Origin of the sequence: Pantoea sp. At-9b, from assembly GCF_000175935.2 — a bacterium.
Lineage (GTDB): Bacteria > Pseudomonadota > Gammaproteobacteria > Enterobacterales > Enterobacteriaceae > Pantoea.
Genome location: NC_014837.1, coordinates 80,145 through 103,797, shown reverse-complemented (window position 1 = coordinate 103,797; position 23,653 = coordinate 80,145). Strand labels below are relative to the sequence as shown.

Below are 23,653 nucleotides of genomic sequence, written 5' to 3'. Positions count from 1 at the left end.
GGACGAATAAAGCAGGAGGCGGCGAGTAACGATCTCGCTTTCCTCCCGGGCTTTTATCCCGCCGTGTAACCGTCAGAGGACGGTCGGTCACTCTCGGACCAGCATCTCGCGATCGGAACCCTAGTGACCCATTGCAAATTGTCTGGCGACATCGGTTACCCGCTATCGCTCCTGCATCTGGCAATAGTCAGGCAAAAAAAGTGCCAATATTTTATAGCATTGAAATATATGAATTATTTATAAAACCCTCCACCTGGACCCGCGCAGAATGCACAACCATGCAGCAATCGCGCACCAGGATGTTGCAGGCAAGCGGACAAGAAGTTGATGCCCTTCTCACTTTTCACCTGGCACGAAAAAACTTTTTCTTAACGATCATAGGGTTATTTCTTCATCACTGAACCAATTAAATATTGGTTCACTTCTTGCCTAAGCTGATAACAGCAATCCTCCCGTAGCGGCGCGATTTATCGCGCAGTTTGGTCAGGCCGGTATCCCTCACCCCAGCCCTCTCCCGCAAAACGAGAGAGGGAGACGTGCCATGCCGGGATCCCGTGCAGATCTATTTTTGATGAATAAACAGGCGAACCAATTATGAATGACACGCCAAAACCTGCCATCAACTCCAGCTCCGCGCTGGAGCAGTTGCGCCAGCTGATTCAGCAGCAGGAGCACACGCCGGATCGCGCACTACCGACCGAGCGTGAACTGGCCGAACGCTTTGGCGTGGGTCGCCGCGAGATCCGCCGCGCGCTGGATGTACTGGAAGAAGAAGGCCGTATCTGGCGTAAACAGGGCAAAGGCACCTTTGTCGGCCCGTCCGCGCCGGTACAGCCGCTGGCGTTGCACGACCTGCCACAGCAGTCGAACCTGCTGGAAGTGATGGAAGCGCGTCTGCAACTGGAACCCGGCCTCGCGCGTCTGGCCGCACTGCGCGCCAGCAAAGAGCAGATCGCCCTGATGAAGCGGCTGATTGAACGCATGCAAGGCATTGTCGCGCCGGAAGATGGCGACCAGCACGAGTTGTGGGACAGCGCCTTCCACCGCGCCATCGCCGAAGCCGCAGGCAACCGTCTGATGCTGGGTCTGTTCGATGCCATCGATGCCGTGCGGCGCGATCCTGGCTGGCAGCATCTGCGGGTGCAGGCGCGTACCCCGGCACGCCTTGATAACTACGACAACCACCATCAGCGTCTGCTGAACCATATCGCCAACCGCCAGCCCCATGAGGCCGCAGCGGCGATGCGTGAACATCTGCTGGCGCTACAACAGGCGCTGATGGAAACCCTGTATACCGGCCATGAGGAGACGCCATGAGCGCTCAACCTGTGTTAGCGGTCAGCAACCTGCGCGTGCAGTTTCGCGGCTCGCCGGTGACCGTGCTGGACGACATTTCCCTGACGCTGCACGCCGGAGAAACCCTGGCGCTGGTTGGCGAATCGGGCTGTGGCAAAAGTATCACCTCGCTGACGCTAATGGGCCTGCAACCCGGCAGCGCGCAGATTTTACAGGGTGAGATGCAATTTGCTGGCCGTGACCTGCGCGCCCTCAGCAGCAGCGACTATGCCAGCCTGCGCGGCAATCAGCTGGCGATGATTTTTCAGGAACCGATGACCTCGCTAAACCCGGCCTTTACGCTCGGCGATCAGCTGAGCGAAGCGGTGATGCGCCATCGTCAGGTCAACCGCCGCACCGCAATGGAAGCCGCGTTGTTGATTCTGCAAAAGGTACAGATTCCGGCAGCAGAAATGCGCCTCAAGGCTTATCCACATCAGCTTTCGGGCGGCATGCGCCAACGCGTGATGATTGCCATGGCACTGATTAATCAACCGAAACTGCTGATTGCTGATGAACCCACCACCGCGCTCGACGTCACCATCCAGGCGCAAATTCTCGACCTGCTCAACACCCTGAAACAGGAAACCGGCACGGCGGTACTGATGATCACCCACGACCTCGGCGTGGTGGCGGAAGTGGCGCAGCGCGTGGCGGTGATGTACGCCGGACAGGTCGTAGAGAGCGGCACGGTGGAGGCGATTTTCAACGATCCACAACACCCCTACACCATCGGGCTGATGGGGTCGATTCCCAGCCTGAGCGCGCGCAATGGCGCGCTGGCGACCATTCCCGGCGCGGTGCCGCTGCCAGAAAACATGCCTGCGGGCTGCCGCTTCGCTACCCGCTGCCCGTTTGCGGAAACGCGCTGCCATCAGCACCGCCCGGCGCTGCGCGCGCTGGCAACCGATCATCAGGTGGCCTGTTTTCGCGCCCCACTGGAACAACACGTCACGCCGGGAGAGTGGGCATGAAACCAATTTTAGAATGTCGTGACCTGAGCAAAACCTTCGCTGGCCCCAATCGTCTGTTTAAACGCAATCGTGGCGTCACGGCGGTGGACCGCGTGTCATTGCAGGTGATGCCGGGCGAGACCCTGGCGATTGTCGGCGAGTCCGGTTCCGGTAAATCGACGCTGGGGCGACTGCTGCTGCGCCTGCTCGCTGCCAGTAGCGGCGAAGTGATGTACGAGGGCGAAAGCATCACCCACGCCAGCGGTGCGCGCCTCAACCAACTGCGCCGCGAATTACAAATTATTTTTCAGGATCCGTTCGCCTCACTCAACCCCCGCATGACGGTGCAGGAGATTGTCGGCGAACCGTTGTGGTTGCACGACAAGCTGAGCCGCGAGGCGCGCCATGCGCGTGTAGCAGAGCTGCTGCGCACCGTCGGCCTGCCTGCCGCCTGGGCCGAACGTTATCCGCACGAATTTTCCGGCGGCCAGCGCCAACGCATCGGCATTGCCCGCGCCCTCGCCTCGCAGCCGAAACTGCTGCTGGGTGATGAGCCCGTGTCGGCGCTGGATGTTTCGGTGCAGGCGCAGGTGGTGAACCTGCTGGAGAGCCTGAAGCAGCAATTTGGTCTGACGATGATCATCGTGGCGCACGGCCTGGCGGTGATCCGCCATATGAGCGACCGCGTGGCGGTGATGTACCTCGGCCAGATTGTCGAGCTGGCAACCGTCGATGAAATCTTTGATGCTCCGCTGCATCCCTATACCCAGGCATTGATCGCCTCTGCACCACAGATGCAACCGGGGGCCAGCCGCACTATCCCGATGTTGCAGGGCGATCTGCCCAATCCGGCCAATCCCCCTGCCGGATGCCGTTTCCACACCCGCTGCCCGTGGGCAACCGCCGAATGTCGCCAGTTTGAACCGATCAGTCAGGTTCTGAGTGGCGGACGGCAGATCGCCTGCCACCGCTGGCAGGAGATTAACCGCGACCGCAGCGCCATTGTGATTGCGCCGCCGTCAGCCGCCTTTTTACGTCGCCGCGCGCTGTTTGAGCAGGCGGTCAATCAACAAGCCTAACCCTCTGGAGATAAGCCGTGAAGAAAGCGTTATTAACTGCCCTTGGTGGTCTGATGTTGCTGGGTGCCAGCGCGCAAAGCCACGCTGAAAGCGTGATTCGTATCGGCCTCGGTGCCGACCCGGATATGCTCGATCCGCATCTGGCGCGCACCTATTACGGGCGATTTGTGTTTGCGGCGATGTGCGACCGTCTGGTTGATGTCGATGAAAACCTGAAAGTGGTACCGGGCCTCGCCACCGACTGGGCGTGGAGCGACGACGGCAAAACCCTGACCATGAACCTGCGGGATGGCGTAACCTTCCACGATGGCGAAAAATTCGATGCCAACGCAGTAAAATTCAATATCGAACGCGCGCTGACGCTGCCAGGTTCCCTGCGTAAAAGCGAAATTTCTTCGATTCAGAGCGTCGAAGTGACCGGGCCGTTGCAGGTCAAATTTCACCTGAAAACCCCGGACGCCGCGCTGCTCAGCCAACTGACCGACCGCGCCGGGGCGATGCTGGCCCCGGAAGCGGCGAAAAAGCCCGATTTCGCCACCCATCCGGTCTGCTCCGGCCCATACCAGTTTGAAAGCCGTGTGCAGCAAGATCGCATCGTGCTGAAACGCTTTGATCAGTACTGGAACAAAGGCGCGTACCACTTCGATAAAGTGATTTTCCTGCCGATTCCTGATGCCTCGGTACGCCTCGCCAACCTGCGCGCGGGCGACCTCGATCTGACCGAAGGGGTCGCCGCCAGTGATGTGAAAACCGTCGAAAGCGACAGCAAACTGGCGCTGGCGAAAGTCACCGGCCTCGGTTACCAGGGCATCACCTTTAACATTAATAACGGCAAAGTCGATGCCAACAGCCCGCTGAAAGATCCGCGCGTGCGTGAAGCCTTCTCGCTGGCGATTGACCGCGATGCGCTGAATCAGGTGGCCTTTGAAGGCTTGTACACCCCGGCAAACCAGGCGTTTTCTCCGGTCAGCCCGTATCACGTCAATATTCCCACCCCGGCGCGTGATGTGGAGAAAGCCAAAGCGTTGTTGAAAGCCGCAGGTGTCACCACCCCGCTGAATCTGACGCTACTGGTCACCAACAACCCTACCGCGCAGCAGGTCGGCCAGGTGCTCCAGGCGATGGTGGGTGAAGCCGGTTTCAACCTCAACCTGCAAATGAGCGAGTTCGCCACCCTGCTGGATCGCCAGCAGCGCGGCGATTATCAGCTCAGCCTGTCCGGCTGGTCGGGCCGCCCGGATCCCGATGGCAGCATCTATTCGTTTATCAACAGCAAAGGCACCCTTAACGATGGTCGCTACAGCAACCCGCAGGTGGATGAGTGGCTGAACGCCGCACGTTTGACCAACGATCAGGCGCAGCGCCAGGTGCTGTACACCAAGGTCGTGAACCAACTGCAAACCGATATGCCGATTGCCTACCTCTACTTTGAGCCGCGTATTTTTGGCATGACGAAAAAATTGCAGGGCTTTAAAGCCTGGCCAGACGGGCTGGTACGCCTGGCTGGTGTGAGCATGGCGCAGTAAACCGCTAAGGAGCGATGATGCTGGAACTGATTGTTAAACGGCTGCTGCTGGCTATCCCGACCCTGTTGCTGGTGAGCATGATGGTGTTCGCGCTGCAAAAGCTGCTGCCGGGCGACCCGGTGCTGGCGATGGCCGGTGAGGAGCGCGATCCAGCGGTCATCGCTCAGCTACGCGCCGAATACCATCTCGATGACCCGCTTCCCTCGCAATATTTCGCGTGGATTGGCAATGCGCTGAAGGGCGACCTCGGCATGTCGCTGCGCACCAAAGAACCGGTCACCTCGTTGATCGCCAGCAAACTGCCGGTCACGCTGGAGCTGTCGTTGCTGGCGATGCTGATTGCGTTGTTGATTGGCATCAGCATGGGGATCATCGCGGCGGTGCGTAAGGACAGTTGGGTGGATCACACCACCAACTTTGTCGCGCTTTCAGGCATCTCGGTGCCGCACTTCTGGCTGGGGATTCTGCTGATTCTGTTGTTCTCGGTGCATCTGCAATGGCTACCGGCGTCCGGTTTTGTGCCGGTGAGCGAAGATATGGCGCAGAACCTGAAAACCTTGCTGCTACCCGCCCTGGTGCTCGGCACCGGCCTTGCCGCCACCCTGATGCGCCATACCCGCGCCTCAATGATTGCGGTGCTGAAAGCCGACTACATCCGCACCGCGCGCGCCAAAGGGCTACTGGCCCCCAAAGTGGTGTTGAAACACGCTTTCCGCAACGCGTTGATGCCCATCGTCACCCTCACCACCCTGCTGTTTGGCGAGTTGTTGGGGGGCGCGGTGCTGACCGAGCAGGTTTTTACCCTGCCCGGCTTCGGCAAGATGATTGTCGATGCGGTGTTTAACCGCGATTACGCCGTAGTGCAGGGCGTGGTACTGGTGGTCGCCATCGGTTTTCTGCTGCTCAACCTACTGGCTGACGTTTTGTATCTGTTAATCAACCCGAAAATGCGAGGCTAACCATGAGCGAGGTGTTAACCGCTGGCGCAGTCCCTGCCGTCGCCAGGCCGAATCGCCGGGTACTGAAGAAGTTTCTGCGCAATAAAAGTGCGCTGATCGGCGCGGTGATTGTGGTGCTGTTTGTCGCGGTGGCGTTACTGGCCCCGTGGCTGGCCCCCTTCGATCCGATCAAAGCCAACTTCCTGGCGGTGCGTAAAGCCCCCTCGGTGCTGTACTGGTTCGGCACCGATGAGCTGGGACGCGATATTTTGTCGCGGCTGATTTGGGGGGCGCGAACCTCACTGTTGGCGGGCTGCATCTCGGTGCTGATCGCCATTTTAATTGGCGTCCCGCTCGGGCTGATCGCCGGTTACTGGCAGGGCTGGTGCGACGGCATTATCTCGCGCTTTATCGAAGCACTGCTCGCCTGCCCGTTTCTGATTCTGGCGATTGCCCTCGGCGCATTCCTCGGCCCCAGCCTGTCCAACGCGATGATTGCTATCGGCCTGTCGGCGATGCCGATTTTTGCCCGCCTGACGCGCGGCCAGGTGATCGCCATTCGCCATGAAGAGTATATCGACGGCGCACGGGCTATTGGCCTGCCGGATCGCTGGATCATCCTGCGTTACGTGCTGCCGAATGTGCTGTCGCCGATTCTGGTACAGGCCACGCTGGCGATTGCTTCGGCGATCATCACCGAAGCCAGCCTGTCGTTTCTCGGCCTCGGCCAGCAACCGCCATCGCCCTCGTGGGGGGCAATGCTGAACACCGCCAAAGGTTATCTGGAACAGGCTCCGTGGATGTCGATTTTCCCCGGTTTGGCCATTTTTCTCACCGTGCAAGGCTTCAACTTGCTGGGTGACGGACTGCGCGACGCGCTCGATCCGCGCAATGACTCACATTAAGGAAAGGTTATGAGTGAACTGGATTTTAACGTTAGCTACGCCTCACACCGTGCGCCGATGATGGGACGCAACGCGGTCGCCACCTCGCAGCCACTGGCGGCGCAGGCCGGTATCCGTATGTTGCAGTTGGGTGGGAATGCCGTCGATGCCGCGATTGCCACTGCAATGGCGCTGACGGTGCTGGAACCGACCGGCAACGGCCTTGGCAGCGATGCCTTCGCCATTATCTGGGATGGCAAAGAACTGCATGGCCTGAATGCCTCCGGTCGCGCCCCGGCGGCGTGGAACCCGGAGCGCTTTGCCGGACAGAAAACCATGCCGGAAATTGGCTGGGAAGCGGTCACCGTACCGGGTGCGGTCTCCGCCTGGGTAGCACTGGCGGAGCGCTTTGGCACCCTGCCGCTCACCACGCTGGCGCAACCGGCGATTGAGTATGCGCGCGATGGCTTTCCGGTTTCGCCGTTGATTGGTCAGCTGTGGCAGCGCGGCTACAACAAACTGAAAGATCAACCTGGCTTCAGCGCCTGCTTTGCCCCGGATGGCCGCCCTCCGCGCGCCGGTGAACTGTTCCGCAATCCGGCACAGGCCGCTACCTTGCAAAAAATCGCCGAAACCCAGGGTGAAGCCTTCTATCGTGGCGAACTGGCGCAGCAGATGGCCGCCTTTGCCGCCGAACACGGCGCGGCGCTGACGCTGGAAGACCTCAACCTTCATCGTGCCGATTGGGTGCAACTGCTGTCGCAGCCGTTCGCTGGCGGGTCGGTGCAGGAACTGCCGCCCAACGGTCAGGGGATTGCCACGCTGATTGCTCTTGGCATTCTGGAGCATTGCGACATTGGCCGCTACACGCCGGACAGCGTGCCATGGCTGCATCTGTCGATTGAAGCGATGAAACTGGCGCTGGCTGACCTCGAACGCTATGTCGCCGATGAGGACCATCTGGAGTTCCCGGCGGAGCTGCTGCTGAGCGACAGCTACCTGAAGCAGCGTGCCGCCCTGATTGACCCGCATAAAGCGGGTGATTTTACCTACGGCTCCCCGCAGCAGAGCGGCACGGTGTATCTCTCCACCGCTGATGCCAGCGGCATGATGGTGTCGTTTATTCAGTCTAACTTTATGGGCTTCGGTTCTGGCGTCGTGGTACCGAACACCGGCATCAGCCTACAAAACCGCGGTGCGGGCTTCTCACTCGATCCGCATCACCCCAATGTGGTGGCTGGCGGCAAACGCCCGTTCCACACCATTATTCCGGCGTTTGCGCTGGATGGTGACGGAAAGCCGCTGATGTCGTTCGGTGTAATGGGCGGCCCGATGCAGGCGCAGGGGCATTTGCAGCTGGCGCTGCGCATCATGCTGCATAAGCAAAACCCGCAAGCGGCGATTGATGCCCCACGTTGGCGCGTGGTGCAGGGACGCGAAGTGGTGGTAGAAGCCGGGATGGATCGCAATGCGATTGCGGCACTGCGCGGCATGGGCCATCAGATTGTGGTGGAAGACCCGTTGCAGGGCTACAACTTCGGCGGGGCACAGGCGATCGTCCGCGATGCGCAAGGGTTCTATATCGCCGCCACCGAAAGCCGTAAGGATGGGCAAGCGTTGGTGTATTAACGCCAGCCCTGCAAAACCTCGCGCAATAAATTGCGCCGCAACGTGCACTTAAGCGTCGCGGCGCGATTTATCGCGCAGTTTTTACCTCACCCCGCCGTTGTGCGCACCAGGCCATTGTTCTATCCTTTAGGACCTTTCCCATCGAATTGAATACATCCCGAATAATTCGGGTTGCAGCAAGGCGGCAAGTGCGGGAATCCCCAGGAGCTTACACCAGTAAGTGACTGGGGTGAGCGCACGCAGCCAACGCAGCTGCGGCACGAAGTATGAAGGGATAAGCCATTAGGTGACTTACAGGAGTTGAATATGGCGTCAGGAATTTCCCGCATCTGGATGCGTAGCGGCATGCTGGTCGTTACGCTACTCGCAGTGCTGCAACTTACCGCCTGTGGCGACAAAGAGGGCGATCAACGTAAAGCCTTTACTGATTTTCTGCAGAACACGGTGATGCGCAGCGGCGAGCATCTGCCCAGTCTAAGCGAAAACCAGAAGCAAACTTTCGGCAACTACGCGAGTGATTACGCCATTCTGTATGGCTTCTCCCAGCAGGTAAATCAGGCCGTGGAGCAGGGTATGCGCCCGGTGGTCGACGAACTGGCGGCCATTCGCGTTCCGCAGGATTACCTGACGCGCCGCGATACGCTGCGCCAGGCCAGCGGCAATCTGAGCGTGCTGACGCAGCAAATTCAGAGCGCCAAAATGCAGGCTGACAGCAGCCATGCCGCGCTGAAACAGCCGGATGATCTGAAAAAGGTGTATGACAGCGTCTTTGCCAAAGTGGTCACCCAACCGGCCAGCACCCTGATCCCTCTGCTGCCACAGTTGCAGGCGTTGAGCCAGGCCGCTGTCCAGACCGGTGATTACCTGCAATCGCAGGGAACGCGTGTGACCTTCAACGACGGTGGCGTACAGTTCCCGACTCAGGATCAGGCCACGCAGTACAACACCTTGATGAGCACCCTCTCCAGCAACGCCCAGGCTCTGACCCAGGCGCAGAATACCGTTCAAAGCGGTTTTCAGTAATTCCTCAGGCGGGTAATCATGGATTACCCGCTTTTCAGACTTTTGTCACTTCCTTACATCGCGCTTTTCTGATCCTTGCTGACCCGGCATAGTGTGATCTGACGCATTTTCGACCAAAGATTGTTTGTGATCCTCATCACATTTATGAAACAAACCACATAAGTAAAAAAGTGATTGTCATCACATTTACACCCCTGATTTGTCTAATTATTCAGCATCGTACTTTTCTTACACGCCTTTTTTGTGATCTGAATCACCTAATACCACCCCGACCACCCCAACTTAGCGTGATCTGCATCACACTTATTCCGCGCGCTACGCAGCGTCATAAACTAGTGCTAGAGTCCGCCTGCATACAGTAATGCCACGGCCCCCGCCGTAACGTCTTAACAAAAACAAACGCGCTCTCTTATTGCAGCGCGTCTCAATAAGGGGTGGGTTTATGTCCTCATCAGTGAAGGTCAAAGTTCAGAGCTTTGGTCGCTTTCTGAGTAATATGGTGATGCCTAACATCGGTGCGTTTATCGCCTGGGGTATCATCACTGCACTGTTCATTCCAACCGGATGGATTCCTAACGCGACGCTGGCGAAACTCGTTGGCCCGATGATTACCTACCTGCTGCCGCTGTTGATCGGCTTCACCGGTGGTCGTCTGGTGGGTGGCGATCGCGGTGGCGTGGTTGGCGCAATCACCACCATGGGTGTGATTGTCGGTGCGGATATGCCGATGTTCCTCGGCTCCATGATTGCGGGTCCGCTGGGCGGCTGGGCGATCAAACGCTTTGACCGCGCCGTTGATGGCAAGATCAAAAGCGGCTTCGAGATGCTGGTTAACAACTTCTCAGCCGGTATCATCGGTATGCTGCTGGCGCTGCTGGCGTTTATCGGTATCGGTCCGTTGGTGGAAGGCCTGTCCCACATTCTCGCCGCTGGCGTGAACCTGATGGTGCAGAACAACCTGCTGCCGCTGACCTCAATCTTTGTTGAACCGGCGAAAATCCTGTTCCTCAATAACGCCATCAACCACGGTATCTTCTCTCCGCTGGGTATCCAGCAGGCAAGCGAAGTGGGCAAATCGATCTTCTTCCTGATCGAAGCTAACCCAGGCCCGGGTATGGGCGTACTGGTCGCGTATATGATTTTTGGTCGCGGTAGCGCCAAACAATCCGCTGGTGGTGCCGCTATCATCCACTTCCTTGGTGGTATCCACGAAATTTACTTCCCTTACGTGCTGATGGCTCCGCGCTTGCTGCTGGCGGTTATCCTCGGTGGTATGACTGGCGTGTTCACCCTGACCGTCCTGCACGGTGGCCTGGTTTCTCCGGCTTCTCCGGGTTCTATCCTGGCCGTGCTGGCGATGACGCCAAAAGGTGCTTACTTCGCTAACGTCACCGCGATCATCGCTGCGTTTGCTGTCTCTTTTGTCATCTCTTCTATCCTGCTGAAAACCAGCAAAGTGAAAGAAGAGGACGATATCGAAGCGGCCACCAAACGTATGCAGGACATGAAAGCACAGTCCAAAGGCCAGAGCGTAGCGGGTGCACCGGTTGCCGGTGATGCCATGAGCGTTGACCTGAACCACGTGCGTAAAATCATCGTTGCCTGTGACGCCGGTATGGGTTCCAGTGCCATGGGTGCAGGTGTGCTGCGTAAGAAAGTTCAGGATGCCGGTCTGAGCAACATTTCGGTGACCAACAGCGCCATCAACGCCCTGCCGGGTGATGTGGACCTGGTGATTACCCACCGTGACCTGACTGAACGTGCGATGCGCCAGGCACCACAGGCTCAGCATATTTCGTTGAACAACTTCCTCGACAGCGCACTGTACACCAATCTGACCGAGCGTCTGGTGGCGGCCAACCGCAGCGAAGCGCATCGCGAAACCGTGCAGACCACGCTGGCTGACAGCTTCGACGCCGGTAACGCCCATCTGTTCAAACTGGGTGCGAACAACGTGTTCCTCGGCCTGAGTGCCAGCAGCAAAGAGCAGGCGATTCGCTTTGCGGGTGAGCAGCTGGTGAAAGGCGGTTACGTGCAGCCGGAATACGTGGATGCGATGCTGGAGCGTGAAAAGCTGACCCCGACTTACCTCGGTGAGTCGATTGCTGTGCCGCACGGCACCGTGGAAGCAAAAGACCGCGTGTTGAAAACCGGCGTGGTGTTCTGCCAGTATCCGGCAGGTGTGCAGTTCGGTGAAGAGTCTGACGAAGTGGCTCGCCTGGTGATTGGTATTGCTGCGCGCAATAACGAACACATCCAGGTGATTACCAGCCTGACTAACGCGCTGGACGACGAAAGCGTGATTGAGAAGCTGGCGAACACCACCAACGTGCAGGACGTACTGGATTTGCTGTCCGGTAGCAAAACCACCGCCTGATCACGTCGTTAAAATCCCTGGGGCGGGTATGCCCGTCCCCACTTTCCGGGGCGGACATGCCCGCCCCATCGTCATTTGATATGGGTCAAATTATGAAAGCGTTACATTTTGGAGCAGGTAACATCGGCCGTGGTTTTATCGGTAAGCTGCTGGCTGATGCCGGTATCGAACTGGTGTTTGCGGATGTGAATCAGGTGGTTCTTGATGCCCTTAACGCCCGTCATGAGTATCCGGTTCATGTGGTTGGCGAGCAGGCGAAAGTCGAGATTGTGAAAGGTGTCAGTGCCGTGAACAGCACCAGCGATGACATCGTGGCGCTGATCGCTGAGGTTGATATCGTTACCACGGCGGTTGGTCCGCAGATTCTGGAGCGCATCGCCGGTGGCGTCGCCAAAGGTCTGGCCTGCCGCCGCGATAACGGTAATGTCCGTCCGCTGAATATCATTGCCTGCGAAAACATGGTGCGCGGCACCAGCCAGTTAAAACAACACGTCCTGAAAGCACTGCCAGAGCAGTACCACGCCTGGGTTGAAGCACACGTTGGCTTTGTTGATTCCGCAGTGGACCGCATCGTGCCGCCGTCAGAAGCCGGCAGCAATGATCCGCTGGAAGTCACGGTTGAAACCTTCAGTGAGTGGATCGTCGATAAAACCCAGTTCAAAGGCGAGCTGCCAAACATTCCGGGCATGGAACTGACCGACAACCTGATGGCGTTTGTCGAGCGTAAGCTGTTCACCCTGAACACCGGTCACGCCATCACCGCCTACCTCGGCCAGCTGGCCGGTCACGCCACCATCCGCGATGCCATTCTTGATCAGAAAATCCGTGCCGTCGTGCAGGGTGCCATGGAAGAAAGCGGCGCGGTGCTGATCAAACGCTACGGCTTCGAGGCGGATAAACACGCCGCCTATATCCAGAAAATCCTCAGCCGCTTTGAAAACCCGTATCTGAAAGATGACGTGGAACGCGTAGGTCGTCAGCCGCTGCGTAAACTGAGCGCCGGCGATCGCCTGATCAAACCGACGCTGGGCACGCTGGAGTATCAGCTGCCGCACGCCAACCTGGTGCAGGGCATTGCTGCCGCGATGCATTACCGCAGCGCGCAGGACCCACAAGCGCAGGAACTGGCCGCGCTGCTGGCGGAAAAAGGCCCACAGGCCACCCTGGCGCAGATTTCCGGGCTGGATGCCAATAGCGAAGTGGTCACCTCGGTGGTGAGCGCCTATAACCGTAAATAATTCAGGTTGCAGGAAGGCGGCAAGCGAGTGAATCCCCAGGAGCTTACTGTAGTAAGTGACTGGGGTGAAAGAGCGCAGCCAACGCACATGTAACTTGAAGTATGACGGTTATACAACGCGATGGCATAATGCGCGCCACGTAGACTCATCACGCCCGACGGCGGTAGCTGAACGATGCAGGCAATAATGGAAGAGAAGCAAGCTTTTGAAAACCGGGTGCTTGAGCGCCTGAACGCCGGTCGTTCGGTGAGAAGCTTCCTGATCGCCGCCGTTGAGCTGTTGACCGAAGCGGTTAACCTGCTGGTTTTGCAGGTTTTCCGCAAGGATGATTACGCCGTGAAATACGCCGTGGAGCCGTTGCTGCTGGGCAACGGCCCGCTCGGCGAGATGTCAGTACGGCTGAAGCTGATCTACGGTCTTGGCGTGATCAATCGCCATGAATATGAAGATTGTGAGCTGCTGCTGGCGCTGCGCGAGGAGTTGAATCACGACACCAATGAGTATCGTTTTACCGACGATGAAATCCTCGGCCCTTTTAGCGAATTGCACTGCGTCGCGGCCTGGCCGCCAAAACCCGACTTTACCCGTGATGATGACGAACTGCGTGCCATGCAGCAGCAGCGTTATTTGCAGATGGTCCGTTCGACCATGGTGTTGTCACTCACCGAACTGATTTCCCGCATCTCCCATAAGCAGGCGTTTAAAAAACCCGCGGTTTGAGGCAAAAATCCTGCGCGATAAATCGCGCCGCTACAGCGCGAAATCCGTAGCCGCGCGATTTATCGCGCAACAGCCGTGTCGTTATGGTGTATCCTTTCCCTGTTTTCCTTAACGAGTTTCCCCAATGAAAGAACAAGAAAAAGCTGAGATCAAACGCCTGAGCGATCAGCTGGATGCCCTGAACCGCAAAGAACCGCAGCTGCTGGAAGCCGGTGATGCCGAAAAAATCGGTGCACTGCTGAAAGAGAAAGAAGCGCTGGTGGTCGAAATTGAGCGCCTGCGTGGCGTGCGTGACGAGAAGTTAAGCAAAGAAGCGCAGCAGCTCCAGAAGCTGCCGTTCAGCCGTGAAATCACCAAAAAAGAACAGGCTAATATGGGTGCGCTGAAGAAAAGCGTGCGCGGCCTGGTGGTGGTACACCCGATGACCGCGCTCGGACGTGAAATGGGTCTGAAGGTGATGACCGGCTACGCGAAGCAGCCGTTCTGATTGCTTACGCGGCGTGTGACACGTCGCGTACTTCTGCCACACCTGCCGCCAGCAATACCTGCTGCGTCAGGTTATCCAGCAATTCATAACGACGGCGATATTCCGCACGTTTTTTGCTGGCGATCTCGTCCAGCGATTTACGCGCCATCTGCAATGGCAAGGTAAATACGCCATCTGCCCGCGCTTCCCCGCCCAATGACTGCCAGAATTCACTGTAGCTGGCAAAGAAGTGGTCGCCCTTGCTGTGCCGATAGCGCAGACTGCGAAAGACATGGGTGGTATCCCCCACCGCACTCATCGCCTGAACCCCACACTGCTGAGCCAGAATAAACACCGCTTCCATCAACAAACGTTTCGGGAATAAACCGTGCGCGGCTTTGGTGGCATCACGAATCACATCATTAGAAATATGTTTTCGCGGTCCCTGCAATCCACCAATTAATAAGCATCTTTGTTGGTTCTGATTAAAAATAGAGAATGACAACGAGGCGATCAATTTCTCTTCATAGCGCAATTCCAGCGTAATTTCGCCTTCACGGTCAAAACGCCCTGGACAGCAGTGAATCACAAATGATTCGTCATTTTTACCTTTAAAGCGGGTCAGCAGATTATCGCCCGGACTTTGCAGCAACTGACGCAGGGTGGCGTTTTCCAGCTCAGCCATCAGGTGATAATGGTCGAGAATCGCCTGCGCGCGTTGCGCCACGCTGAAGCCAGCGCACAGATACGGACGATGCGGTTTGGCAGGCAGCAACCCCTGTACCGTCAGCATTTGCGGCAGCTGCGGCAACGCGGCCAGCTGATTCAGGTAACGGTGAGTAGTAACAGGATAAACCAGTGTTCGTAACGCAAATTTAAGCCGGAAACTTTTGCTACGCCACAATTTATTTGGCACAAACTTTCCAGTTATTAACTGAAAAAACAGCGATGTGGACGAATCATTATTCGTCACTGAAGTTGTTATCATAGACATAATTATTTTTTTCGCCAAAGAAAACTGGCGCAACTATATGCCCCAAATTATCAACGACAGGTTAATAAGTTAGCGGCTGAGGGTTTGACGGGCGGGGATAAGTGGTTTGTTTAGATTTGGTTTAAAAAAAACCGGCGGAACCTGTCCACCGGTTGCTGTCGTGCAGAATGTCGACTTACTTGGCTGACGCGAAACGTGCAGCAGCTTCGTCCCAGTTCACCACGTTCCAGAACGCTTTGATGTAATCAGGACGTTTGTTCTGATATTTCAGGTAGTAAGCGTGTTCCCACACATCCAGACCGATGATCGGGAAGCCAGAAGCGCCAGAGATCGCTTCACCCATCAGCGGGCTGTCCTGGTTCGCAGTAGATACCACCGCCAGCTTGTCGCCTTTTTTCACCAGCCACGCCCAGCCAGAGCCAAAGCGGGTGGTAGCGGCTTTCTCAAACTCTTCCTGGAATTTTTCCACGCTGCCGAAATCTTTCTCAATGGCAGCTTTCAGTTCACCCTGCAGGGTGGTGCCGAGTTTCAGACCTTTCCAGAACAGGCTGTGGTTCGCGTGACCACCGGCGTTGTTACGCAGTGGGCCTTTTTTGTCTGCTGGCAGTTTGTCCAGTTTAGCGATCAGTTCTTCAACCGGAATACCGTCGAATTCGGTGCCAGCCAGTGATTCCAGCGCGGCATTGGCGTTGTTTACATAAGCCTGGTGGTGTTTAGAGTGATGGATTTCCATCGTCTGCTTGTCGAAGTGCGGTTCCAGTGCGTCGTAGTCGTAAGGCAGGGATGGCAGTGAATAACTCATGTTCTTCCTCTCCATTAGTGTTTGAGCAGCACAACCTCGCTGGCGTGCCGCGTAAGCAGTTGGATCATTATAGTTAAAATCATGATCTGGAAAAGGGTTATCAATGCCTTAGTAATGATAAGGATTTGAAGAATCTGGCAAAAGGTGCGCACGTAAGGTGAGGAAGCTGACCTCTACCGACGCATTGTTGTGCGGATCTGGCATAACGGCCTTGCGGGATCGCCAGGTAGCCTTCGGTGAAAAAAGTTTTACATCAAAAAATCCATAATATTTCAGAATTCATTTCAGGTTAAAAGTGAATGATATTGACTCATCCTGAATAAATCTCTTTTATCATTACCCTAATCATACCCACCCTCATGAAAATAAAATCCAAGCATATCCTGACAAGATGATTACAGCCTCAATTCAATAAAAAATTAATCTAAGTCAATAAAATGGCAACGATATTCGTTTCTGATCGTCATCGCTTAATAATAAAAATTCGAGGTTATATTTTATGACTATTTCTATCCATGGAAGATTCAATCAATGCCAGAACGCCATTACTACTGACACGATTAATAGCAACAAACCACTATTAGCCAAGGATATAAAGGGTGTTAACAATATTCAAAAAGAAATATCTTCCAACAAAACATGGAAAACCGTTGCAGCAATATCCGGGACCGTGTTACTTGGTACGGGAGTTTTCACTTTAGTATCCTGGCTCGCGCCCGGCAGCACAGCGCTGGTCTCTGCCAATGGCACAAATGCTGAAAATACATTGATAAACAATGCAATATCCCATGATGCGTCACCCAGGAATCCGCTATGGGATCACGTCGATAACATAACAGGAATTGAGTTAAATATCGTAACCAGTAAAAATGAAACCTTCTCGGACAATTTAACTATTGAGCCTCACAGGATTTTCACAGCTGCCACCAGCTTCAGAGACTCAGTGAGAGCAATGTTATTTAATGATTATATGAAATTGGTATCAACTGCAGGTGCTGGTGGGATAAATCGTCACTTTTCCCATTCACTGGAGATGGCGATATCGAAGGGAGAGAAAGTCGCAAATCTTTTTAACCGTCTGGTGATAAACAACGCGCGTTCCGAAGAATTTTCACCACAAAATATAGATGCAATGAAAAAAATTGTGGATCGGTTAATGGATGAAGTTCAGCACCTTAAAGAATATAAGGGTAACATGGATAACAGAATTAAAAAAAGAATCAAATTTGACCAAGACACGGCAAAAGAATGGCATGCCTATTTTCAATCTTCTTTTAACAAAATTGATGAAATGATTAATGCTTTATTAGAATTTAAGCACGGACATTAACCGCACCCAAGGTGCGCAATGCTATGCATTGCGCACCTTTCACTTTAGCGACCCAGCTCAGTCAACGATTTATCCAGCGCACCGACCAGCCAGTCGATATCGCTTTCCTGGAATGCCAACGGTGGACGCAGTTTCAACACGTTACCGTAGGGACCGGCCACCGAGGTCAGCACGTGGTGGTCACGCAGCTTCTCGATTAAATCCAGCGCCAGTGCCTTGTCCGGGGTTTTGCTGCTGCGATCGGCCACCAGCTCGAAACCAATAAACAGACCGGCACCGCGCACATCGCCAATCGCCTCGTGCCTTGCCATCAGTTTTGCCAGCTCAGCCTGCAATTTGGCACCCACTACGCGGCTGTGTTCCTGCAAGCCCTCTTCCTTGATCACTTTCAGCACCGCCTGCGCCGCGGCCATCGCCACCGGGTTGCCACCAAAGGTGTTGAAGTAAGGAATCTCGTCGCTGAACGCGGCCAGCACATCACTTTTCGCCAGCAGACCAGAAACCGGAATACCGTTGCCCATCGGCTTACCGGTGGTTACCACGTCCGGCACTACGCCGTGACGGGCAAAGCCCCAGAAAGCATCACCGGTACGGGCAAAGCCTGGCTGTACTTCGTCGGCAATAAAGATACCGCCGTTGGCATGCACCACATCCACCGCTTTTTGCAGGAAGCCCGGCGGGTTCGGCAGTACTCCATCGGAGGAGAAAATCGAGTCGGCAAGGAAACCGGCGAACTTAATACCGTGTGCCTTCATGTCGTCGATTTGCTTCTGGATTTCATTAGCAAACCACTCGCCCAGATCAGGCGCATTAACGCGGTAATGATCTGGCGGCGGCACCAGACGGGTGGTCGGAGCCAGCGGCTGGCCGGTGCCCAGCGCCGGAGACGCGCCAGACGTCAGGTCGCTGGTGCCGTGGTAAGCCTCCTGCGACACGATAATGCCGGTGCCGCCGCTGAAAGCGCGCGCCACGCGGATCGCCAGGTCATTGGCTTCCGAACCGGTACACATATACATCGCACGGTCGATGGCGTCCGGGGTGGTTGCCAGCAGTTCTTCGCTGTAATCGAGGATACGTTCGTGCAGATAACGGGTATGGGTATTCAGCATCTTCATCTGCTGATTCACCGCCTCAATCACCGCCGGATGGCAATGGCCAATGCTGGCCACGTTGTTGTACACGTCCAGATATTTGTTCCCTGCGGCGTCCCACAGATACTGCCCTTCACCGCGCACCAAATGCACTGGTTTACGGTAGAACAGGCGATACGACTCGCCCAGCACTTTGCTGCGTTTATCCGTCAGTTTGCGCGTATCGGCGTCCAGACCGTCGGCGTGCTCAGCACGAAAACTGTTGGTATCCATGATGGTGGAACGTGTAGCCATGATAACTCCCGTTGCGAGGTGAAAGGGGTGCATGCGTAATAACCGTCTGCTGATATCATGCCGGTTTTTACGACAAATGCAACCAAATACACAAATACAACCAAATACACATGACGGAATGATGAAGCTCAGGTAATCTTAGGCCCACGCTGAACTCGCTACAGGGAAATGTCATGTTGCAGGAAACCCGTTTACATCGCATTCGTGCGCTGCTGACGACACATCATCAGGTCAGTACCGAACGCGTCATCAAAGAGCTGGGTATTTCGCGGGAAACGGCACGGCGCGACATTATCGAGCTGGAAGCACAGGGTGTGGCACGACGCGTCCATGGTGGCCTGGTGGCGGTCGACAGCCAGCCAGAAGCGCCGCTCCGCGTGCGCCGCAGCGCGCAGGCAAAGGAGAAACGCGCCATTGCCGTGGCGGCGGTACAGCATCTGCAACCGGGCCAGACGCTCTTCCTCGATTCCGGTACCACCACCACCCTGCTGGCCGAGGAGCTGCGCACCATGTCCGGGCTGACCATCATCACCAACAGCCTGCAAGCCGCGCTGGCGCTGAGTGCCGCTGAAGAACATGAGCCGCTGAATAATCAGGTGATTTTACTGGGTGGCATGATGTCTGCCGGGGCGCAACAGACGCGTGGTGAAATGACGGTGGGCGAGATTTATCGCTATCGGGCCGATGTGGCGTTGCTGTCACCGGTCGGGATTGAGGCCAAACACGGTGCCACCAGTTTTCACCCGCATGAAGCGGCGATTGCGCGCGCTATGGTGCAACAGGCCAGCCGCACCATTCTGCTGGCGGACCACAGCAAACTGGGCGTGGTCAGCCGCACGCAATACGCACCGATTGCCGAGATTGATCTGCTGATCTGCGATGCGGGCCAGGCAAAACCCGGCGCGCTCAGCGCACTGCAACAGGCGCTGGCACAGGTGCAGGTGGTTTAACGCAACCGCTGTGGATGGGTATAAATGGTGGCACGCCCCGGTTTACTGAAGCCGACCAGCGTCAGGTTGCTGCGTTGCGCCACCTCCACCGCCAGCTGCGTTGCCGCCGATACCGCGAACAGAATCTCAACGCCACACATCGCTGACTTCTGCACCATCTCATAACTGGCGCGACTGGAAACCAGCACTGCGCCCTGCTGCCAGTCGGCCTTGCTGCGATAGCCCAGTAACTTATCCAGCGCCACGTGGCGGCCAACATCTTCACAGCCGCCGCGCAGCTCGCCCTGTGGCGACATCCAGGCGGCGGCATGAGTGCAACCGGTCAATTCACCCACCGGCTGGAAGTCGCGCAGACGCGCCAGGCCGGTATCGAGATGCTCAAGGGAAAACGTCTGGGTAAAGGGCAGCGGCGTAATCGGTTTGCCAATCTGGTCCAGCTGCTCCACCCCACAGACGCCACAACCGGTGCGACCCGCCATCGCCCGACGCTGTTCTTTCAGCGCCATAAAGCGGCGGCTGGAGAGTTCGATTTGTACTTCTATGCCGTTGCAGCCCGCGACCACATCAAGACCAAATATCTCCTGCGGCGCGTCGATAATGCCTTCGGACAGTGAAAAGCCAACGGCAAACGCCTCCAGGTCATTGGGCGTCGCCATCATCACCACGTGGGAGATGCCGTTGTAGACCAGGGCCACCGGGACTTCCTGCGCCAGCCAGTCCGGCTCCGCATGGGCCATGTCACGCCGCTGCCAGACCTGGGCCTGGCGCGCACCTGAGATCTCACTCACATTACCGGGACTTACCTGATCTTTCTGTGTCACTTTGTTCGCCTCGCACAACAACCTTACAAAAGCAGTGGTAATATTTAGCCGCTATACTCGCTTTTTTAGTTGGGTCATTTTGAACCCTTAGCCAGTGCACCGCAAAAAAATAAACGTGAGTAATGTCGAACCAAGGATTATCTCCCATGAACGTCAGCAGAAGAAAATTCTTCAAAATCTGCGCAGGCGGTATGGCGGGGACCACGGCAGCCCTGCTCGGTTTTACCCCCGAGCTAGCGCTGGCGGAAACGCGACAGTACAAATTGTTGCGCGCCCGCGAAACCCGTAATACCTGCACCTACTGCTCCGTCGGCTGTGGCCTGTTGATGTACAGCCTCGGCGATGGCGCAAGAAACGCTAAAGAAACTATCTTCCATATTGAAGGCGATCCGGATCATCCGGTCAGTCGTGGCGCGCTGTGTCCGAAAGGCGCGGGCCTGCTGGATTTTGTCCACAGCGACAGCCGCCTGCACTACCCGGAATATCGCGCACCCGGTTCTGATCACTGGCAGCGCATCACGTGGGACGATGCCTTTGATCGCATCGCGAAACTGATGAAGGCGGACCGCGATGCCCACTTTGTGGCGCAGAACGCCGACGGTGTCACCGTCAACCGCTGGCTGACCACCGGCATGCTGTGCGCCTCGGCCTCCAGCAATGAAACGGGCTATCTCACCCAAAAAATGACCCGATCGCTCGGTATGCTGGCGGTCGACAACCAGGCACGCGTCTGACACGGACCAACGGTAGCAAGTCTTGCTCCAACATTTGGTCGCGGTGCGATGACCAATCACTGGGTCGACATCCGTAATGCCAACCTGATTGTGGTGATGGGCGGTAATGCGGCTGAAGCGCATCCGGTCGGTTTCCGTTGGGCGATGGAAGCCAAAATCTTCAACAAAGCCAAACTGATTGTCATCGATCCGCGCTTTACGCGTACTGCATCGGTGGCGGACTTCTATACGCCAATTCGCTCCGGTTCTGACATCGCTTTCCTGTCGGGCGTGCTGCGCTGGCTGATGGAAAACGACAAAATCCAGCACGAATATGTGCAGGCGTATACCAACGCCAGCCTGATTGTGCGCGAAGATTATCACTTTGAGGATGGCCTGTTTAGCGGCTATGACGCGGACAACCGTAAGTACGATAAAACCAGCTGGAACTACGAGCTGGGTGAGGATGGCTTCGCCAAACGCGACGACAGCCTGAGCCATCCGCGTTGCGTATGGAACTTGCTGAAGCAGCATGTCAGCCGCTATACGCCGGAGATGGTCGAACGTATTTGCGGCACACCCAAAGCCGATTTCCTGCATGTCTGCGCACTGATCGGCGAGACCAGCGCGCGCGATCGCACCACCTCGTTCCTCTATGCCCTTGGCTGGACGCAGCACTCCATTGGTGCGCAGAACATCCGCACCATGGCGATGATTCAGCTGCTGCTCGGCAACATGGGGATGGCGGGCGGCGGCGTCAATGCGCTACGTGGTCACTCCAATATTCAGGGACTGACCGATCTCGGCCTGCTGTCACAAAGCCTGCCGGGCTACATGACGCTACCGTCGGAAAAACAAACCGATCTGCAAACCTATCTCAACGCCAACACGCCAAAACCGGCGCTGCCCGGCCAGGTGAACTACTGGGGCAACTACCCGAAATTCTTCGTGAGCATGATGAAAGCCTTCTTTGGCGACAAAGCGCAGGCGGAGAATAGCTGGGGCTTTGACTGGCTGCCGAAGTGGGACAAAGGCTACGACGTGTTGCAGTACTTCGAGATGATGTCGCAGGGCAAGGTGAACGGTTACCTGTGCCAGGGCTTCAATCCGGTGGCATCGTTCCCCAATAAACGCAAAGTGATTGATTCACTGTCGAAGCTGAAGTTCCTCGTCACCATCGACCCGCTCAACACCGAAACCTCGACCTTCTGGCAGCATCACGGCGAGTTTAACGATGTTGACCCGGCACAGATTCAGACCGAGGTATTCCGCCTGCCCTCCACCTGTTTTGCCGAAGAGAACGGATCGATCGTTAACTCCGGCCGCTGGTTGCAGTGGCACTGGAAAGGCCAGGATGGCCCGGGTGAATCGCGCAACGACGGCGAAATCCTCGCGGGTATCTACCTGCGGCTGCGCGAGATGTATGCGCGTGAAGGCGGGGCCGCGCCGGAACCCGTGCTGAACATGACCTGGAACTACCTGACGCCAGAAAACCCGGCGTCGGAAGAGGTGGCGATGGAGAGCAACGGCAAGGCGCTGGCAGATATCATGGATGACAAAGGCACCCTGCTGGTGAAAAAAGGTCAGCAGCTTAGTACCTTTGCGTATCTCAAAGATGACGGCACTACCAGCAGCGGTTGCTGGATTTTCGCCGGGAGCTGGACCGCGGAAGGCAACCAGATGGCGCGCCGCGATAACGCTGACCCATCCGGCTTGGGTAACACGCTGAACTGGAGTTGGGCATGGCCGCTCAACCGCCGCATCCTCTACAACCGCGCGTCTGCCGACCCGCAGGGCAACCCGTGGGATGCCAAACGTCAATTGCTGAAATGGGATGGCAGTAAGTGGGCCGGGATGGATATCCCGGACTACAGCACCGCCGCACCCGGCAGCAACGTTGGGCCGTTTATCATGCAGCCCGATGGTTTGGGCCGCCTGTTCGCGCTCGACAAAATGGCGGAAGGCCCGTTCCCGGAACACTACGAACCGTTTGAGACACCGATTGGTACCAACCCGCTGCATCCTAATGTGGTGTCAAATCCGGCGGCACGCGTGTTCAAAGATGATCTGGCGGCCATGGGCCACGCCGCTCAGTTCCCGTATGTCGGCACCACCTATCGCCTCACCGAGCATTTCCACTTCTGGACCAAACACGCGCGGCTCAACGCCATCGCGCAGCCGGAGCAGTTTGTGGAGATTGGCGAAGTGCTGGCGAATAAGCTGGGTATCGCGCAGGGCGACACGGTGAAAGTCAGCTCGAATCGCGGCTATATCAAAGCCAAAGCGGTGGTCACCAAACGTCTACGGCCGTTGCAGGTGGATGGCAAAACCGTGGATACCATCGGTATCCCGATTCACTGGGGTTATCAGGGCGTGGCGAAAAAAGGCTTTATCGCCAATACCCTGACGCCGTTTGTTGGCGACGCCAACACGCAAACGCCGGAGTTTAAGGCATTCCTGGTTAACGTCGAGAAGGTGTAAGGAGAACGA

At 56.5% G+C, this 23,653-nt stretch carries 19 protein-coding genes and 1 riboswitch; of the genes, 15 read left to right on the top strand and 4 right to left on the bottom strand.

Annotation, left to right across the window (positions count from 1 at the left end; all coding sequences use genetic code 11):
- Positions 1-40: 40 nt before the first annotated feature.
- Positions 41-135, bottom strand: a riboswitch (guanidine-I (ykkC/yxkD leader).
- A gap of 459 nt (positions 136-594) precedes the next feature.
- From PAT9B_RS00465 to PAT9B_RS00410, 12 genes are all read left to right on the top strand, one after another.
- Positions 595-1,317, top strand: coding sequence for a FadR/GntR family transcriptional regulator (locus PAT9B_RS00465; protein ID WP_013507291.1), 723 nt, complete (start codon positions 595-597; stop codon positions 1,315-1,317).
- Complete coding sequence (locus tag PAT9B_RS00460; RefSeq protein WP_013507290.1) at positions 1,314-2,309, top strand: ABC transporter ATP-binding protein; 996 nt, start codon at positions 1,314-1,316, stop codon at positions 2,307-2,309. The genes PAT9B_RS00465 and PAT9B_RS00460 overlap by 4 nt, the downstream gene beginning before the upstream one ends.
- A complete protein-coding gene (locus PAT9B_RS00455; RefSeq protein WP_013507289.1) occupies positions 2,306-3,367 on the top strand; it encodes an ABC transporter ATP-binding protein in 1,062 nt (353 codons plus the stop codon). Before PAT9B_RS00460 ends, PAT9B_RS00455 begins: the two co-directional genes overlap by 4 nt.
- A gap of 53 nt (positions 3,368-3,420) precedes the next feature.
- Positions 3,421-4,893: an ABC transporter substrate-binding protein gene (locus PAT9B_RS00450; protein ID WP_041525882.1), complete on the top strand. Its 1,473-nt coding sequence runs from the start codon at positions 3,421-3,423 to the stop codon at positions 4,891-4,893.
- A gap of 17 nt (positions 4,894-4,910) precedes the next feature.
- Positions 4,911-5,852: an ABC transporter permease gene (locus PAT9B_RS00445; protein WP_013507287.1), complete on the top strand. Its 942-nt coding sequence runs from the start codon at positions 4,911-4,913 to the stop codon at positions 5,850-5,852.
- Between the two features lie 2 nt (positions 5,853-5,854).
- Positions 5,855-6,736, top strand: coding sequence for an ABC transporter permease (locus PAT9B_RS00440; RefSeq protein ID WP_013507286.1), 882 nt, complete (start codon positions 5,855-5,857; stop codon positions 6,734-6,736).
- Between the two features lie 9 nt (positions 6,737-6,745).
- Entirely contained in the window at positions 6,746-8,344 is a 1,599-nt protein-coding gene (locus tag PAT9B_RS00435) for a gamma-glutamyltransferase family protein (RefSeq protein ID WP_013507285.1), read from the top strand.
- 306 nt (positions 8,345-8,650) lie between these two features.
- Positions 8,651-9,367, top strand: coding sequence for a DUF3053 domain-containing protein (locus PAT9B_RS00430; protein ID WP_013507284.1), 717 nt, complete (start codon positions 8,651-8,653; stop codon positions 9,365-9,367).
- 442 nt (positions 9,368-9,809) lie between these two features.
- Complete coding sequence (locus PAT9B_RS00425) at positions 9,810-11,744, top strand: PTS mannitol transporter subunit IICBA (protein ID WP_013507283.1); 1,935 nt, start codon at positions 9,810-9,812, stop codon at positions 11,742-11,744.
- A 92-nt stretch (positions 11,745-11,836) separates the two neighbouring features.
- Positions 11,837-12,982: a mannitol-1-phosphate 5-dehydrogenase gene (gene mtlD, locus PAT9B_RS00420; RefSeq protein WP_041525881.1), complete on the top strand. Its 1,146-nt coding sequence runs from the start codon at positions 11,837-11,839 to the stop codon at positions 12,980-12,982.
- Positions 12,983-13,156: 174 nt separating this feature from the next.
- Positions 13,157-13,702: a mannitol operon repressor MtlR gene (mtlR, locus tag PAT9B_RS00415; protein WP_013507281.1), complete on the top strand. Its 546-nt coding sequence runs from the start codon at positions 13,157-13,159 to the stop codon at positions 13,700-13,702.
- Between the two features lie 124 nt (positions 13,703-13,826).
- Positions 13,827-14,189, top strand: a complete 363-nt coding sequence (locus PAT9B_RS00410) for a YibL family ribosome-associated protein (RefSeq protein WP_013507280.1) — start codon at positions 13,827-13,829, stop codon at positions 14,187-14,189.
- A 4-nt stretch (positions 14,190-14,193) separates the two neighbouring features.
- On the opposite strand, the gene PAT9B_RS00405 is transcribed toward PAT9B_RS00410, so the two are convergent.
- Positions 14,194-15,162 (bottom strand): VirK/YbjX family protein, encoded by a 969-nt coding sequence (locus PAT9B_RS00405; RefSeq protein ID WP_041525714.1) that lies wholly within the window; start codon positions 15,160-15,162, stop codon positions 14,194-14,196.
- A 175-nt stretch (positions 15,163-15,337) separates the two neighbouring features.
- A complete protein-coding gene (gene sodA / locus PAT9B_RS00400) occupies positions 15,338-15,964 on the bottom strand; it encodes a superoxide dismutase [Mn] (RefSeq protein WP_013507278.1) in 627 nt (208 codons plus the stop codon).
- Between the two features lie 499 nt (positions 15,965-16,463).
- Here sodA and PAT9B_RS00395 point away from each other — a divergent pair, with 499 nt between their 5' ends.
- Positions 16,464-17,294, top strand: a complete 831-nt coding sequence (locus PAT9B_RS00395; protein WP_013507277.1) for a hypothetical protein — start codon at positions 16,464-16,466, stop codon at positions 17,292-17,294.
- Positions 17,295-17,338: 44 nt separating this feature from the next.
- Here the strand turns inward: PAT9B_RS00395 and PAT9B_RS00390 are convergent, their stop codons facing one another.
- On the bottom strand, positions 17,339-18,679 hold the full coding sequence (locus PAT9B_RS00390; RefSeq protein WP_013507276.1) for an aspartate aminotransferase family protein: 1,341 nt from the start codon (positions 18,677-18,679) through the stop codon (positions 17,339-17,341).
- 173 nt (positions 18,680-18,852) lie between these two features.
- Here PAT9B_RS00390 and PAT9B_RS00385 point away from each other — a divergent pair, with 173 nt between their 5' ends.
- Positions 18,853-19,629, top strand: a complete 777-nt coding sequence (locus tag PAT9B_RS00385; RefSeq protein WP_013507275.1) for a DeoR/GlpR family DNA-binding transcription regulator — start codon at positions 18,853-18,855, stop codon at positions 19,627-19,629.
- On the opposite strand, the gene fdhD is transcribed toward PAT9B_RS00385, so the two are convergent.
- A complete protein-coding gene (gene fdhD, locus PAT9B_RS00380) occupies positions 19,626-20,366 on the bottom strand; it encodes a formate dehydrogenase accessory sulfurtransferase FdhD (protein ID WP_223300490.1) in 741 nt (246 codons plus the stop codon). The genes PAT9B_RS00385 and fdhD overlap by 4 nt on opposite strands.
- Positions 20,367-20,596: 230 nt before the next feature.
- Here fdhD and fdnG point away from each other — a divergent pair, with 230 nt between their 5' ends.
- On the top strand, positions 20,597-23,644 hold the full coding sequence (gene fdnG / locus PAT9B_RS00370) for a formate dehydrogenase-N subunit alpha (RefSeq protein ID WP_083810303.1): 3,048 nt from the start codon (positions 20,597-20,599) through the stop codon (positions 23,642-23,644).
- Positions 23,645-23,653: the final 9 nt, after the last annotated feature.

Coding starts and splice junctions, on each gene's coding strand:
- PAT9B_RS00465 (WP_013507291.1), top strand. CDS start 595: ATGAATGACACGCCAAAACCTGCCATCAACTCCAGCTCCGCGCTGGAG.
- PAT9B_RS00460 (WP_013507290.1), top strand. CDS start 1,314: ATGAGCGCTCAACCTGTGTTAGCGGTCAGCAACCTGCGCGTGCAGTTT.
- PAT9B_RS00455 (WP_013507289.1), top strand. CDS start 2,306: ATGAAACCAATTTTAGAATGTCGTGACCTGAGCAAAACCTTCGCTGGC.
- PAT9B_RS00450 (WP_041525882.1), top strand. CDS start 3,421: ATGTTGCTGGGTGCCAGCGCGCAAAGCCACGCTGAAAGCGTGATTCGT.
- PAT9B_RS00445 (WP_013507287.1), top strand. CDS start 4,911: ATGCTGGAACTGATTGTTAAACGGCTGCTGCTGGCTATCCCGACCCTG.
- PAT9B_RS00440 (WP_013507286.1), top strand. CDS start 5,855: ATGAGCGAGGTGTTAACCGCTGGCGCAGTCCCTGCCGTCGCCAGGCCG.
- PAT9B_RS00435 (WP_013507285.1), top strand. CDS start 6,746: ATGAGTGAACTGGATTTTAACGTTAGCTACGCCTCACACCGTGCGCCG.
- PAT9B_RS00430 (WP_013507284.1), top strand. CDS start 8,651: ATGGCGTCAGGAATTTCCCGCATCTGGATGCGTAGCGGCATGCTGGTC.
- PAT9B_RS00425 (WP_013507283.1), top strand. CDS start 9,810: ATGTCCTCATCAGTGAAGGTCAAAGTTCAGAGCTTTGGTCGCTTTCTG.
- mtlD (WP_041525881.1), top strand. CDS start 11,837: ATGAAAGCGTTACATTTTGGAGCAGGTAACATCGGCCGTGGTTTTATC.
- mtlR (WP_013507281.1), top strand. CDS start 13,157: ATGCAGGCAATAATGGAAGAGAAGCAAGCTTTTGAAAACCGGGTGCTT.
- PAT9B_RS00410 (WP_013507280.1), top strand. CDS start 13,827: ATGAAAGAACAAGAAAAAGCTGAGATCAAACGCCTGAGCGATCAGCTG.
- PAT9B_RS00405 (WP_041525714.1), bottom strand. CDS start 15,162: ATGTCTATGATAACAACTTCAGTGACGAATAATGATTCGTCCACATCG.
- sodA (WP_013507278.1), bottom strand. CDS start 15,964: ATGAGTTATTCACTGCCATCCCTGCCTTACGACTACGACGCACTGGAA.
- PAT9B_RS00395 (WP_013507277.1), top strand. CDS start 16,464: ATGACTATTTCTATCCATGGAAGATTCAATCAATGCCAGAACGCCATT.
- PAT9B_RS00390 (WP_013507276.1), bottom strand. CDS start 18,679: ATGGCTACACGTTCCACCATCATGGATACCAACAGTTTTCGTGCTGAG.
- PAT9B_RS00385 (WP_013507275.1), top strand. CDS start 18,853: ATGTTGCAGGAAACCCGTTTACATCGCATTCGTGCGCTGCTGACGACA.
- fdhD (WP_223300490.1), bottom strand. CDS start 20,366: ATGGCCCATGCGGAGCCGGACTGGCTGGCGCAGGAAGTCCCGGTGGCC.